Origin of the sequence: Psychrobacter sp. NC44 (assembly GCF_904846655.1) — a bacterium.
Classification (GTDB): Bacteria; Pseudomonadota; Gammaproteobacteria; order Pseudomonadales; family Moraxellaceae; genus Psychrobacter.
Map to the genome: position 1 here is coordinate 1 of NZ_CAJHBN010000008.1, position 13,046 is coordinate 13,046.

Consider the following 13,046-nt stretch of genomic DNA (forward strand, 5'->3'; position numbering starts at 1 on the left):
CAAGGGTGGATGGAGAATAATCTGCCTAAGCTATTTCAGGATATGGGCTGTATTTATTTTATTGTGAACTGACTATATGCAAACGCGTTCATTAAGTATGGACAGTAAAGAAGAGCCATCAGTGCTAGCAAAAGTAAGCACTGCGATAAGCAATTGGATTGACAATCTAGTCAATTAACAAAACAATCCATTATGCTAAAAATAAGCCCCTATGATAGGGGCTTATTTTTTACTAAATTTTTAAACGATCCTATTTATATGGTAAGGTAATTCTCTTTAAGTCTCTTTATTCAGTGGTGCAACAGCACAGCTTTTATCAATAAAACTTGCTTGATTTTTAGGTCGTTTTTGGAGCACATTATATTGGATAAACACCCTAAAAGTGGCTGGCTTAAGTCGCTATTGCTCACCATCATGCATAGGTTAAAGCAATTTGCCCAGCTCTGGTCGCTACAGACGCTACTGGATTTACCCGATCGACTAAGAAACCTATGGCAGCAGCTTATTGGCTCTTATTGGTTTATCCCAACGGCGTGCGTCATCGTTGGAATATTGCTTGCGCCTTTATTGGTCACTATCGATCAACACTTTGACCGCGAAACAGTTAGAGAGATTACCTTTGCTTTTACCGGTGACGACGATGCGGCGCGCGCTATCATGACAGCGATTGCAGGCGCAGTATTAGGCGTAGCAGGCACGACCTTTTCCATTACAATCGCCGTGCTATCGATGGCCTCTTCGCAATTTGGCCCACGGCTATTGCGCAATTTTTTGACCGATACGCCAAATCAATTTGTATTGGGGGCGTTCATTGGCACCTTTAGTTATAGTTTATTGGTGTTAAAATCCATCCATAAATATGACGTAGCTTTTGGTGTGCCACAGCTCGCAGTGACTTTTGCGATTATCATGGCAATTATATGTGCGCTGTTGCTGGTGTACTTTGTACAGCATATGGTACATGCCATTCAAGCCTCACATGTGATTCAAAACGCCAGCAATGATGCGATTAATAATATTCACTATTGGTATCGTGATCATTGCGATATCCAGCATCAACGCGATATAGAACATCATGACATTGAACAGTTTCATCATTGGTCAGCGATGCCCATTTATCCACCAAGCTCAGGTTATGTCCAACAATTCTATCTTGAATCACTGATTACACTGACACAAGACTATGGCGGCGTGGTGCAAATGCGTATTAATCTTGGTGATTATGTCACTGACAAAAACGTCATCGGTTACTTTTACCAGCGTCCAGCAGGTCATCCAAACAATCGACAAAAAACAGCGACGCCATCTTTAGCTGTTGTACCGCGTGCCCCTGACGGGCTTTTTTGGCAACGCTTTGCAGGCTGTATACGTATCGAACAACGACTGGCTCATTCTAACGATATTGCTTATAGCTTGGGACAAATGACTGAAATCGCCGTCCGCGCCTTATCGCCTGGTATCAATGATCCAAAAACAGCGGTCAACTGCGTACAATCACTGACCAGTTGCTTAAGTATTATGATGCGTCGCCAGCCGCCCAGTCCCTATCATTTTTATACACCGGCACAAAACGATGATTCATCGAAAGCCGAAGTTAGACAGCAACGCTTGGCGATATTAGCCATAGTTACTCATACTCCCAAAATATCTGATTTTATCAATACCTCGCTTGGCGAGATACGTCGGTATGCAGCAGCAGATTTGATGGTCTTAAAAGCGCTATGTCAGGCGATGGTCAATCTAAGTTATGCTCGCGTAAATAACGCACAGCAGCAAACCCTATTGCATGAGATAAAACTGATTAAGCGTGCTGGAGAAGAAAACCTAAGCTATCAAGAGCTGATAGATGACTTGAGCGCGATGTGCCAACAAGCCCAACAATTTATACTTAGTAACGATGCTCATCATCAGTATTTTGACTATGTTAGCGCGTTTGACGCCCATATTCGCCAAGCATTACAAACGCAATCAAGATAGTTTTTTCCTACTTATAATATGGTACATACCGCTGAGGTAAGAATAAAAAACAACCAAAATAGAAATAGAAACTTTCTAATCCTTATAAGCACTAAGCTTAAGACCATTCATCATTACTTGAGAATTTTTTCATGGCCCCTACCAGTAGCCTAACCATACTTGAAATCAGCGCGATATTCTTATCAATCACAGCCCTATTAACTTACGTTAACCATCGCTTTATTGGTCTACCGACCACGATTGGCGTGATGGTAATCTCCATTTTATTATCTATTGGCGCCATATTTTTGGGATTTTTGGGATTTGATCAGCTGATTGATTATGAAGTAAGCTTATTAGAGCAGCTTGATTTTACCGAAGTCTTATTAGATGGCATGCTCTCTATGCTGTTATTTGCAGGGGCGCTGCACGTCAATATCAGCGATTTAAAACGTTATAAACTGCCTATTGGTATCCTTGCTTGCGTCGGTACCATCGTCTCTGCGATGCTTATCGCCACGGCGCTTTATTTTATGCTGCCGCTGCTTGGTTTCGGTTTGCCGTTTCTTTGGTGTTTGCTATTCGGTGCTCTAATATCACCGACCGACCCCATTGCCGTAATGGGTATTTTGGCATCGGCTGGCGCGCCAAAAAGTATAGAAACGGTCATCGCGGGTGAATCATTATTTAACGATGGTATCGGCGTCGTCATCTTTGTATTGCTGCTAGGGATTTTATCCAGTGGTGATATACCGACGGTCAATTATGTGGCGCATACTCTAGCGGTTGAAGCTGGTGGCGGCATTATTTTTGGCTTAGTACTTGGGGCGATTCTGTATTACATGCTGAAAAGTATCGATAGCTATCAAGAAGAAGTGTTATTAACGCTTGCTGGTGTGATAGGTGGTTATGCACTCGCCAGCCATTGGCATTTATCAGGACCACTCGCCATGGTGATGATGGGATTAATGGTTGGTAATCGCGGACGAGCATTGGCGATGAGCGATAAAACGCGGCATTATATTGATTTATTTTGGGAATTAATCGATGAAATTCTCAATGCTATTTTATTCGTACTCATCGGTTTAGAAGTAGTGATGATTGCTTATTCGGGTAATTTATTTATCGCCGCTGGTTTGACGATTGTCATTGCCCTAGTTGCGCGTTTTATCGTTGTAGGTATGACGACCAAAACCTTTCATCGTCAGCTCGATTTACCGAATGGTGCATGGAAAGTGCTGACATGGGGCGGATTACGTGGGGGTATTTCGGTAGCTTTAGTATTGCAGCTGCCGCTGGGAACCGAACGCGATATCTTGTTGGCGCTCACTTATGCAGTGGTGATATTCTCTATCTTGGTGCAAGGTTTGAGTATTGGCAAAGTCGCCAAAAGCATTCGCGCTGATAAGAGTACAGCAAAGCCATAATTTATAACCAGTTTTAAGCCAATCATTTTAGCAAAAGAAAGCCAGCATAAGAGAGTATCTTATGCTGGCTTTTTCATACACATTCAGTTTTTTTGATAGCCGCTATATACGCACTTTTTATATTAAACCTTTACGCTTCATATTACGATAGACCACGACCACAATAAGAAGGTTTGAGACTAATATTCCAAGTTTAAACCAATCAAATGGGCTAACGATTAGATAGTAAAGCTCAATAGGAATAAACACCCCATAACCCAGCACACCAAACCAATACGCCCACGTTTTATCTTGCCATAAGCCATAAGCCTCAAGGAAACGCAAACTGGCGTAAGCAAAGATTAATAACAAGAATAATGGCCAGTTTTTACTTGCCTGCTGGGCAATCCGTACTGCACTGTCAACTTGCGGTGCCAGTAGCTGTCCAAAAGTCTGTTGCCAAGAAGCAGTCGCCGTCGTTAGCCAATGGTCAAGGTCAGTATGCCATGACCATAAAGCCCCTGCCCCTAATAGTGCACCGACCCCTTTAACCACCTCATAGATTGCCACCGCTTTGATAGATTCACTAGCAGTACTGTGCGACTTGATGGTTTGGTTGTGCAAGTGATGATCGCTATCCTTCGAGGATGGTTGCAGACTATCATCCTGCCTAGGCAAATTAGCCAAAGAAAGTCTCCACAACGCGGCCTTGCAACTGCTGATTAAAGAATGGCGTGTTTTTACCATTGGACAGCATGGATTGTGCGGTAACTTGCCATTCCAAATTAGGATCCACCAGTACTGCCCCGCCGATTTTTTCATATTGCTCACTAATACCAGCGATTTTCGCCGGATTGAGACAGATTTTATCGACAAGTTGCTCTAAGGTTAATACCTCATCATTTACTAGCTGACAAGCCAGCGCCATAAAGGTATCAAAATTTGAGATGCCTGGTGTACTCTCAGCAAATGGGGCTTTCTTGGCGGTACTGTTCAAGGGTTCATGATGGCTACATATCGCATCAATGGTGCCATCTTTCAAACCACGGCGGATGGCTTGCTGATCGGTATTACTACGCAGGGGCGGTAATACGTAGGCTTGGGCGTTAAAACCCTCTAAATTATCATCGGTCAAATACAACTGATGCATCGCCACATCACAAGTCACGGGCAAGCCTTTATCTTTTGCCCAGCGCATCAATTCGATTGAAGATTTACACGACAGTTGACTAAAGTGAGCGGCGATGCCCGTTTCTTCAACCATTAGCAACTGCGTTGATAAGGCAACCGTTTCAGCGATCCAAGGAATCCCTTGCAAGCCGTGATATGACGCGATATAACCTTCATGCGCCACGCCATCACCAGATAGACTTGGCTCATCAGGATAAAAGAATACTTTCATATTAAAAGTCGCGGCGTATTCCAGTGTACGCAGCAATACTAAGTCATTGCGAAAAGGGCGGCGCGCATTAGAAACGGCTATACAACCGCCTTTTTTAAGCCCAGCGATATTTGATGGACGCTCGCCTTCTAAACCAGCAGTCAATGCACCCAAAATATGCAAATATATGCCGCCATCACCAAGCGCGCGCTCACGTAAGCCCTTTAATAATGAACCGTTCTCTAAGATAGGATTGGTATCAGGCGGAATGACCACATGCAAAAAACCATTGGCGCGAGCAGCGCGCCCTTCTGACTCCAAAGTGCCATGTTGTTGTTGACCCGGCTCACGTAGGCGGGCGCACAAATCAACCAAAGGCGGCAGTACCCACATTTCACGCCCAGCTTCGAGTGAAGCCAACTTATCTGTCGCAGCACTTGATAGTGAGTCTTTAAATGATTGAGAAAGATGGTTAATTATCGGTGCATCTATATTTAACATAGTTGTCATGAGCGTTATTACCGTATCAATAAAATGGGATAAATAAATATAAAACAGCGAGGCAGAGGATTATTTATTCGCGGCTTGGTGAGCGCGCTGACCTTCCATAGCTAGCGACAGTACTGCCATACGAATAGCAATGCCGTTATTCACCTGTTTTAAAATCACTGACTGGTCGCCATCGGCAACGCTTGATGCAATCTCAACACCGCGGTTCATCGGCCCTGGATGCATGACCAACGCATCGGGCTTAGCCAACGCCATGCGCTCTGGTGTAATACCATAGTGTTTATAATATTCACTCGATGATGCCAGCAGCGGCGAGCCGATACGCTCGTTTTGTATTCTTAATCCCATAATGACATCACAGTCGGTGACACATTCATTCATATCTTCATAGACTTGTACCCCAAAGCGCTCAATGCCTTTCGGTAATAAGGTACGCGGCGCACAGACGCGAATGTCTTTAACGCCCAAGGTTTGTAGCGCACTGATATCTGAGCGCGCCACTCGCGAATGCTTGATATCGCCAACGATAGCCACTGACAGCTCCTCAAATGGACGCGGTGCTTCACGATGAATGGTGAGCATGTCGAGCATCCCTTGCGTTGGATGCGCATGCCAGCCGTCGCCGCCATTAATAATAGCAATATCTGGTGTTACTTCGGTTGCCATAAAATGGGCAGCACCTGACGCTGAATGCCGTACCACAAAAATATCTGCCGTCATGGCTTGTAGATTCCACAGCGTATCGCGCAAGCTTTCACCTTTTTTGGTACTAGAGCGCTCGATATCGATATTGAGCACATTGGCACCGAGACGCTTTTCGGCTACTTCAAAGGTCGTACGGGTACGCGTTGACGGTTCAAAAAACAAATTCATCACCGTATAGCCTTCGAGCTCAGGACGGTTAATGAGCTGTCCGTTATCATCAAAAAACGTCTCTGCTTTGGCAATAATCGCTTGCAACTGCGCTTTATTAAGACCTTCTACCCCCAAAAAATGGCGAATGCTACCATCAGCATTCAGCTGCGGACGACTCAACGACGCATCAAGTTTCTCATGAATGGTATCAGGATCAAATTTAGCATAATCCGTTGGCGAGACTGTCTGAGTTGAGCGGCTATCGATAGAATTTGGCATAATGGCAGGTCTTTATTGTTGGTTTATATGATTTAATAATCATTATTTATGCGTTTTTTGGCGATTTATAGTCGACGATAAGCACAGAGACAAGGACATTTTGGCACTTATTTGCTACAATTTACCCCAGTGGCAGTGAGAGACATAGCGCCGTAAAAAACAGCCATTGTTATTCTCTTGGGCAGTAGCCATAGACCTGTCAAAACCATCATCAAAAATCCGCTTAGCCAAACGATAAATAAATAATAATAGTGATAGTGTAGCTGATTTTGTGGTCAGGACAAAGATGCCGTGCGAGGTATTTAAAAATTTGCCAGATTTAGGTCTGTAAAGTGCCACCTAACCAATTTTTCAATCCCTTATTTAATCCTTAGTTTCAGTAGCCTTTATTTTAACAGCATTTATTAGGAAGCCTTATGACAACCCTTACAGACTATCTCAATGATTATTCACCCAATCCTGCACTGAGTGACGTTATTACGACTGTCACTGACGTGGGTAAAACCATCTCACAATTATTGAGAAAAGGGGCACTAGCAGACATTCTAGGCGAAGCTGGTAACCAAAACGTCCAAGGTGAAGACCAAAAGAAACTGGACGTACTGGCCAATGACTTATTATTAGATGCTTTGGCGAAAAATACCCATTGTGCAGGCGTTGCCTCAGAAGAGCTTGACGATGCTACCCCTGCCAATGCAGATGGCAGTTTGTTGGTATTGTTCGATCCGCTTGATGGTTCATCAAACATCGATATTAATATGGCCGTTGGCACTATCTTTTCTATTTTACCGTACCAGCGCCAAGGTCAAGTCAGTGAAAATAGCGACTTCTTGCAAGCAGGTAATCAACAGCTAGCAGCAGGCTATTTATTATATGGCACCTCTACCGTACTAGCGCTAACTATCGCCGATCATGTCGTGATGTTTAGCCTAGATCCTGACACTAACGATTATGTACTCATACAAGAAAACGTGCAAATCGATGCCGATACCAGCGAATATGCCATCAATGCTTCAAACTACCGCTACTGGCGCGCACCCATGCAGCAGTATATCGATGAGTTAATTGCTGGCGAAACGGGTGTCCGTGGTCGCGATTTTAATACGCGCTGGGTGGCTGCTATGGTCGGTGATGTGCATCGTATTTTATGTCGCGGTGGTCTCTTCACTTATCCGTTCGATACCAAATATGCCAATAAAGCGGGCAAATTACGCTTGATGTATGAAGCCAATCCAATGAGCTTATTGATTGAGCGTGCGGGTGGCGCTGCTACTGATGCAGTCAATCGCATTTTAGACATAGAGCCAACCGATATTCACCAACGCGTCCCAGTGGTACTAGGCAGCAAAAATGAAGTCGATTATGTTAAAAATCTGCATGTAACTTACGCTGATAAATAAGCCCTTTAACGTTACTTTGATAATAATCAGTATAAAGCCAGAGCATTTGTAGTACTTTATACTGATTGTTTAATTTTTCTATATTTTTTTCTAAGCGATCTACTATGGTAGCAAATCCCACCGAGCTTATTACCTCAGATAAAAATACGACCGTTAAACTTGTCAAATCCTTGTTAACGCAAGCGCGGCAGCGGAAGAAGCAAGGTCAAACGGTGATTGAGGGCGTGCATCTCATCGATGCTGCGCTGCGTAGCGACTACCCGTTTGTCCAAATCCTACTCGCAGAGTCTGCGCACAACCATCCTGAGGTTCAGCAAATTTTGACGCGCTTGCCTACTTATACGCCTATTTTAACGTTATCAAATTCGCTGTATGAGAGCATTCGTAGCTTAGGTACTGGTATCGATATCATGGCAATCATTAAAGTACCAACGCCTCGTTTATCGATGATTGATAATGACTGCTTGATTTTAAATGATGTGCAAGACAGCGGCAATGTGGGCACCCTATTACGCACCGCAGCAGCGGTTGGCATCAAGAACATACTCTGTACCAGCGCTACGGCACAAGCGTGGTCCCCTAAGACATTACGAGCAGGCATGGGCGCTCAGTTTGCTCTGACTATTTATGAAGGTCTAAGTGCGCAAGATATTTTAGACCATGTACAAACACCGCTATTTGCGACCAGCTCACACACAGATACTATCATTTACGATCACGATTTATCTGCGCCTGTGGCTTGGATTATGGGACATGAAGGACAAGGCGTTTGTGATGAGCTGATGCAGTGTGCTACCCCTATCGCTCTACCACAGCCTAATGGTCAAGAAAGTCTGAATGTCGCCATTGCAGGCTCATTATGCTTGTATGAAACACTACGTCAAAGAAATTATAACTAATGTTGTTTGACTGAATCAAAAACATACCTCTCAAACACGAAAAACCCGCTATAAATAATAGCGGGTTTTTATACTTAACTAATCACTAAATAACGATTAAACCTTGCTAGTAAGCTCAGGCAATGCTGTAAATAAATCCGCTTCTAAGAAGTAATCAGCAACGCTAGCGATAGGCGCTTCTGGGTCATTGTTGATAGCAACAATAACTTTAGAATCTTTCATACCTGCTAAATGCTGAATCGCGCCTGAAATGCCCGCTGCGATATATAAGTCTGGTGCAACGATTTTACCCGTTTGACCGACCTGCATATCGTTTGGTACGTAACCTGCGTCAACAGCGGCACGTGATGCGCCAACAGCAGCGCCAAGTTTATCAGCCAATGGCTCGATATATTTGGTGAAGTTTTCGCCATTTGCTAAGGCACGACCACCAGAAACCACAATGCCTGCTGAAGTCAATTCAGGACGGTCAGATTTCGCCATCTCTTCATTAACGAAGCTTGCTTTGCCAGTTTCTTGCACGTTGTCGATTGTCTCAACAGTAGCTGATCCACCTTCGCTTGCTACTGGGTCAAAAGCCGTGGTACGTACTGTCATGACAACTTTATCTTCTGTGGTCTTAACAGTTGCTGTTGCGTTACCAGCATAGATAGGACGCTCAAACGTTTGCGCATCTACGACGGCAGATATTTCTGATAGCATGCTTACGTCAAGTAAAGCGGCAACGCGTGGCATAAAGTTCTTACCAGTAGTGGTTGCTGGTGCAAGAATATGACTGTAATCACCAGCGATATCAGCAACCAATAGTGCGACGTTACCCGCCAATTGATGCTCATAGGCAGCGTTGTCTGCTAATAATACCTTAGTCACGCCTTCTGCTTTAGCTGCTTGGTCAGCGACAGCTTGAGCACCACTACCTGCAACCAACACATGGATATCATCACCCATTTGCTTAGCAGCAGCGATGGTATTCAAAGTTGCCTTTTTTAGACTGGCATTGTCATGTTCTGCATATACCAAAATTGCCATGATTTTAATCCTTTTTTATTCGTATCATCTATTCATGCGGTTGTTTGTGTACAAAGCTGTTTGAGTAACTATTATTTAATATGAAATAAATCAGTTAAATCTATAGCCCTCTACAGGATATGCCGTAGCGAAGTATCCAATCATTGAAACATTAAATGACTTTTGCTTCGTTTCTTAGCTTATCGACCAACTCATCCACTGAACCCACTTTGATGCCAGCTTTACGTTCAGCAGGTGGCACAACTTTAATGATCTCTTGCTTAGAGGCCATATCAACACCAAAATCAGCAGGCGTTTTTTCGTCAAGTGGCTTTTTCTTCGCTTTCATGATGTTAGGCAATTTAGCATAACGAGGCTCATTCAAGCGCAAGTCAGTGGTAATAACTGCTGGCAAATCAAGTGCTAGCGTCTGTAAACCACCGTCGATTTCGCGAGTGACGTTTACTTTATCGCCTTCAACCTTCACTTCTGATGCAAACGTACCCTGACCGATACCCATCAATGCCGCTAGCATCTGACCAGTCTGGTTGTTATCATCATCAATGGCTTGCTTACCCAATAGTATAATATCAGTGCCTTCACTCTCGGCGATATTTTTGAGGATCTTAGCAATTTGTAATGGATACGGCTTGTCGTCAGTCACTACCAACACACCACGATCAGCGCCCAATGCTAGTGCTGCGCGGATCTGTTCTTGTGATTCTTTTGGACCGATTGATGCCACGATGATTTCATCAATCACGCCTGCTTCTTTTAGACGTACTGCTTCTTCTACGGCAATCTCATCAAAAGGATTGATTGACATCTTAGTGTTTGATAAATCAACGCCAGAGTTGTCAGCTTTTACACGAACTTTTACGTTGTAATCAATGACACGCTTGACCGCTACTAATGCTTTCATACGTTCCTCGTTTATTAATGTTATGAATTAAAAATTGTCAGTTAAGAACCAAAGGTTCATTTTTTTAAACTGTCGTTCAAAATACTACTTAGGGTTATTACTGCGTCAACAGATAGTAGTTAATTAAGCAAGAAGAAACAATACCGAAAATGGTATTAGTATCACACTACTCATTGATAAAATCTGCTAAAGCTAAGCCAACCATTATTATCAGACCCCTGTATCTTGCGTGACCACAGGCATAAGGTCAAGACAACGCCGTGAATAATGCGTCATAAATTTGTCACCATTCTATAATAAATAGTTTATAAGTGCACAATTTTACAGTCTTCTTTAACCTACATTCTCAATATTTCACCTGTTTTTAGCACTGTCAACACGATAGTTACTTAATGGATTGTTGTGATCTATCTCGTTGGCATCCATCGAGCACAACAATCAAAAACTCAAAATCTACGACTTGCTGTTTTTACTGGAACCAATCAGCAACTCACTGTCGCGTATATCATCGAATAATGACCAGTCAGGCGTAACCGCATTATTTTTGATGACACTCATATCCCCTGTGGTTTCCATAATGACAGCAAATACTTCCGTTTTAGACTTGATTCCATTCTTGCGCAAAACCTGTTGAACATCACTGGTACTGAGATTGGCCTCTTTTAAATTTCCACTAAAATACTCGCCATGGGCCATTAATATAATGGCTCGATTGTCTATCAGAGATTTTAACGGTTTGAATTTACGCCTGATAAATGAGATAACCCCTTGAATCACAAACAATACTGCGACAGCAAACAGCCCTTGCATTAATGACGGTGTGTTTGATAGCACCGTTGAAGCGAGTATACTGCCAATACCGACAGTCATCGCAAAATCATGGCTTGAGAGCTTGGAGAAACTCCGCAACCCCATCAATCTTGTAAACAACATTAACCCTAAATAAAAACCGATTGCAGATAGAGAAATACCCAGCACTTGCTGCCAATCGATTGAAAACCATGCCTCCCACTTCATAAAACAACCTTATTTTGTTAGATCTTTTTTGAGTCAGTGCTGATGACTGACAGCTAATATCAGTATACTTTTGATGATTTTACGTTTATAGCGAGAAAAATGGCATAAAAAAAGCAACCTCTTATCAGGTTGCTTTTTTTTAGAGTTGAAACAGTATTTTTATTGTTTTAACAAACAAAGGCATCAATGCATATTGATAATCTTACTGTCATCAAGCTTACTGACTAATCAGCTTACCAGATGTCAAATGAGATTAGATAGCTTCGATTTGCTCGGCTTGTGGGCCTTTTTTGCCATCACCTAAGATGAAAGACACTTTTTGGCCTTCGGCTAGAGTTTTGAAACCACCACCTTGGATAGCGCTGTAGTGAGCGAATACGTCTTGTCCGCCATTGTCTTGAGCGATAAAACCAAAACCTTTAGCTTCATTAAACCACTTTACAGTGCCTTCAACTTTATCTGACATAAATTTTCCTAACTCTTTAACTGTTGGCGAGACGTGTGTCGTCACCGATTAATTGATATATACCCAAACTATTTTCTGCTAAATGCAACAGTCAATACGATCAAAATATCGTTAGATAGCTTGAAATTACGACCTAAAATCTTTTGAGTACAGCCTGATTATAGCAGCTTTTTATAATCGCAACAGGTTAAATTGATGATTTTTGTAAATAACGATAATCCGTTTTGAAAAGTCACGAAAGCCAATTAAATACTATCTAATACATTGATAAGAAAGATATTTCATATCATTTACTATCTATCATTCTAACGTAAAGGTGTCATTTAAGTTGGTGACAGCATTATCTCAAATAATAAATAGGTAATAAGTCAGCATATACTTCATTGAGATATCGGTAGCCACGGTGAACTTAATACTAACAAACAAAGCGCAAAAAATATCAGTGAAAATGACTGACTATAGGCGATGTATTTAGCAGGTATCACCAAGTCTTTAGGAGAATCAGGAATACCTTTACGCTTTAGTAAACGCGTCCCGTATATCCATCCAAAGGTAGTATAGATGCCATAAGCAGCAGGTACCGTAATGGCTAGTGGCGTCAAGTCAATCACATATAATATGACAACGGAAATAAAGAACCACAAAGTATCCAAGAGTGAGCTGATTTGAAAAAACTTAGACTTAGGCAATTTGCCATCGGTTTTTTTGAGCATCTCCCCTTCTATCCATATTAAAACAGCTACCACAGCGCTAAGAGTAATATATACGAATTGCGGCGTTAGCCAGTCTGGATAAGATATTTGCACAACACACAACCTATAATCTATAAAAAAGTAAGAACGCGCAACTCAATCGTTTTGATAATTAACCAGCAATTGGTTGCACTAAGAATATTCAAAAAAGTCAATGAAGGCTAAATATATGAGGCATCGATTGGTAGTTTTCAA

The 13,046-nt window shown here is 42.5% G+C and carries 12 protein-coding genes; 4 read left to right on the forward strand and 8 right to left on the reverse strand.

Translation table 11 applies throughout. The features are described from left to right. Positions 1-363 precede the first annotated feature (363 nt). Positions 364-1,977: a DUF2254 domain-containing protein gene (locus JMX95_RS07445; protein WP_227676001.1), complete on the forward strand. Its 1,614-nt coding sequence runs from the start codon at positions 364-366 to the stop codon at positions 1,975-1,977. 131 nt (positions 1,978-2,108) lie between these two features. After that, a complete protein-coding gene (locus tag JMX95_RS07450) occupies positions 2,109-3,383 on the forward strand; it encodes a cation:proton antiporter (RefSeq protein ID WP_201553391.1) in 1,275 nt (424 codons plus the stop codon). A 117-nt stretch (positions 3,384-3,500) separates the two neighbouring features. Here the strand turns inward: JMX95_RS07450 and JMX95_RS07455 are convergent, their stop codons facing one another. The 3 genes from JMX95_RS07455 to JMX95_RS07465 form a co-directional block, all read right to left on the reverse strand. Further along, on the reverse strand, positions 3,501-4,049 hold the full coding sequence (locus JMX95_RS07455; RefSeq protein ID WP_227676002.1) for a DUF2127 domain-containing protein: 549 nt from the start codon (positions 4,047-4,049) through the stop codon (positions 3,501-3,503). Continuing rightward, complete coding sequence (locus JMX95_RS07460) at positions 4,042-5,136, reverse strand: dihydroorotase (protein WP_227676005.1); 1,095 nt, start codon at positions 5,134-5,136, stop codon at positions 4,042-4,044. The genes JMX95_RS07455 and JMX95_RS07460 overlap by 8 nt, the downstream gene beginning before the upstream one ends. Positions 5,137-5,313: 177 nt before the next feature. Further along, the gene (locus JMX95_RS07465; protein WP_201553379.1) at positions 5,314-6,387 is read right to left on the reverse strand and encodes an aspartate carbamoyltransferase catalytic subunit; all 1,074 of its coding nucleotides are present in this window, start codon (positions 6,385-6,387) and stop codon (positions 5,314-5,316) included. 416 nt (positions 6,388-6,803) lie between these two features. Here JMX95_RS07465 and JMX95_RS07470 point away from each other — a divergent pair, with 416 nt between their 5' ends. Both JMX95_RS07470 and JMX95_RS07475 read left to right on the forward strand, forming a co-directional pair. Further along, positions 6,804-7,787, forward strand: a complete 984-nt coding sequence (locus tag JMX95_RS07470; protein WP_045454425.1) for a class 1 fructose-bisphosphatase — start codon at positions 6,804-6,806, stop codon at positions 7,785-7,787. A gap of 104 nt (positions 7,788-7,891) precedes the next feature. After that, a complete protein-coding gene (locus JMX95_RS07475) occupies positions 7,892-8,686 on the forward strand; it encodes a TrmH family RNA methyltransferase (RefSeq protein WP_201553377.1) in 795 nt (264 codons plus the stop codon). Between the two features lie 96 nt (positions 8,687-8,782). On the opposite strand, the gene JMX95_RS07480 is transcribed toward JMX95_RS07475, so the two are convergent. From JMX95_RS07480 to JMX95_RS07500, 5 genes are all read right to left on the reverse strand, one after another. Next, positions 8,783-9,715, reverse strand: coding sequence for an electron transfer flavoprotein subunit alpha/FixB family protein (locus tag JMX95_RS07480; protein WP_045446673.1), 933 nt, complete (start codon positions 9,713-9,715; stop codon positions 8,783-8,785). Between the two features lie 151 nt (positions 9,716-9,866). Further along, the gene (locus JMX95_RS07485) at positions 9,867-10,616 is read right to left on the reverse strand and encodes an electron transfer flavoprotein subunit beta/FixA family protein (protein ID WP_201553375.1); all 750 of its coding nucleotides are present in this window, start codon (positions 10,614-10,616) and stop codon (positions 9,867-9,869) included. Between the two features lie 453 nt (positions 10,617-11,069). Then, positions 11,070-11,633 (reverse strand): DUF421 domain-containing protein, encoded by a 564-nt coding sequence (locus JMX95_RS07490; RefSeq protein ID WP_201553372.1) that lies wholly within the window; start codon positions 11,631-11,633, stop codon positions 11,070-11,072. A gap of 253 nt (positions 11,634-11,886) precedes the next feature. Beyond that, entirely contained in the window at positions 11,887-12,099 is a 213-nt protein-coding gene (locus JMX95_RS07495) for a cold-shock protein (RefSeq protein WP_010196799.1), read from the reverse strand. 380 nt (positions 12,100-12,479) lie between these two features. Then, a complete protein-coding gene (locus JMX95_RS07500) occupies positions 12,480-12,905 on the reverse strand; it encodes a hypothetical protein (protein ID WP_045454429.1) in 426 nt (141 codons plus the stop codon). Positions 12,906-13,046 lie beyond the last annotated feature (141 nt).

What these genes read in the sequence shown, in the direction of transcription:
- JMX95_RS07450 (WP_201553391.1), top strand. Translation starts at nt 2,109, where the DNA reads ATGGCCCCTACCAGTAGCCTAACCATACTTGAAATCAGCGCGATATTC.
- JMX95_RS07460 (WP_227676005.1), bottom strand. Translation starts at nt 5,136, where the DNA reads ATGTGGGTACTGCCGCCTTTGGTTGATTTGTGCGCCCGCCTACGTGAG.
- JMX95_RS07465 (WP_201553379.1), bottom strand. Translation starts at nt 6,387, where the DNA reads ATGCCAAATTCTATCGATAGCCGCTCAACTCAGACAGTCTCGCCAACG.
- JMX95_RS07470 (WP_045454425.1), top strand. Translation starts at nt 6,804, where the DNA reads ATGACAACCCTTACAGACTATCTCAATGATTATTCACCCAATCCTGCA.
- JMX95_RS07475 (WP_201553377.1), top strand. Translation starts at nt 7,892, where the DNA reads ATGGTAGCAAATCCCACCGAGCTTATTACCTCAGATAAAAATACGACC.
- JMX95_RS07480 (WP_045446673.1), bottom strand. Translation starts at nt 9,715, where the DNA reads ATGGCAATTTTGGTATATGCAGAACATGACAATGCCAGTCTAAAAAAG.
- JMX95_RS07485 (WP_201553375.1), bottom strand. Translation starts at nt 10,616, where the DNA reads ATGAAAGCATTAGTAGCGGTCAAGCGTGTCATTGATTACAACGTAAAA.
- JMX95_RS07490 (WP_201553372.1), bottom strand. Translation starts at nt 11,633, where the DNA reads ATGAAGTGGGAGGCATGGTTTTCAATCGATTGGCAGCAAGTGCTGGGT.
- JMX95_RS07495 (WP_010196799.1), bottom strand. Translation starts at nt 12,099, where the DNA reads ATGTCAGATAAAGTTGAAGGCACTGTAAAGTGGTTTAATGAAGCTAAA.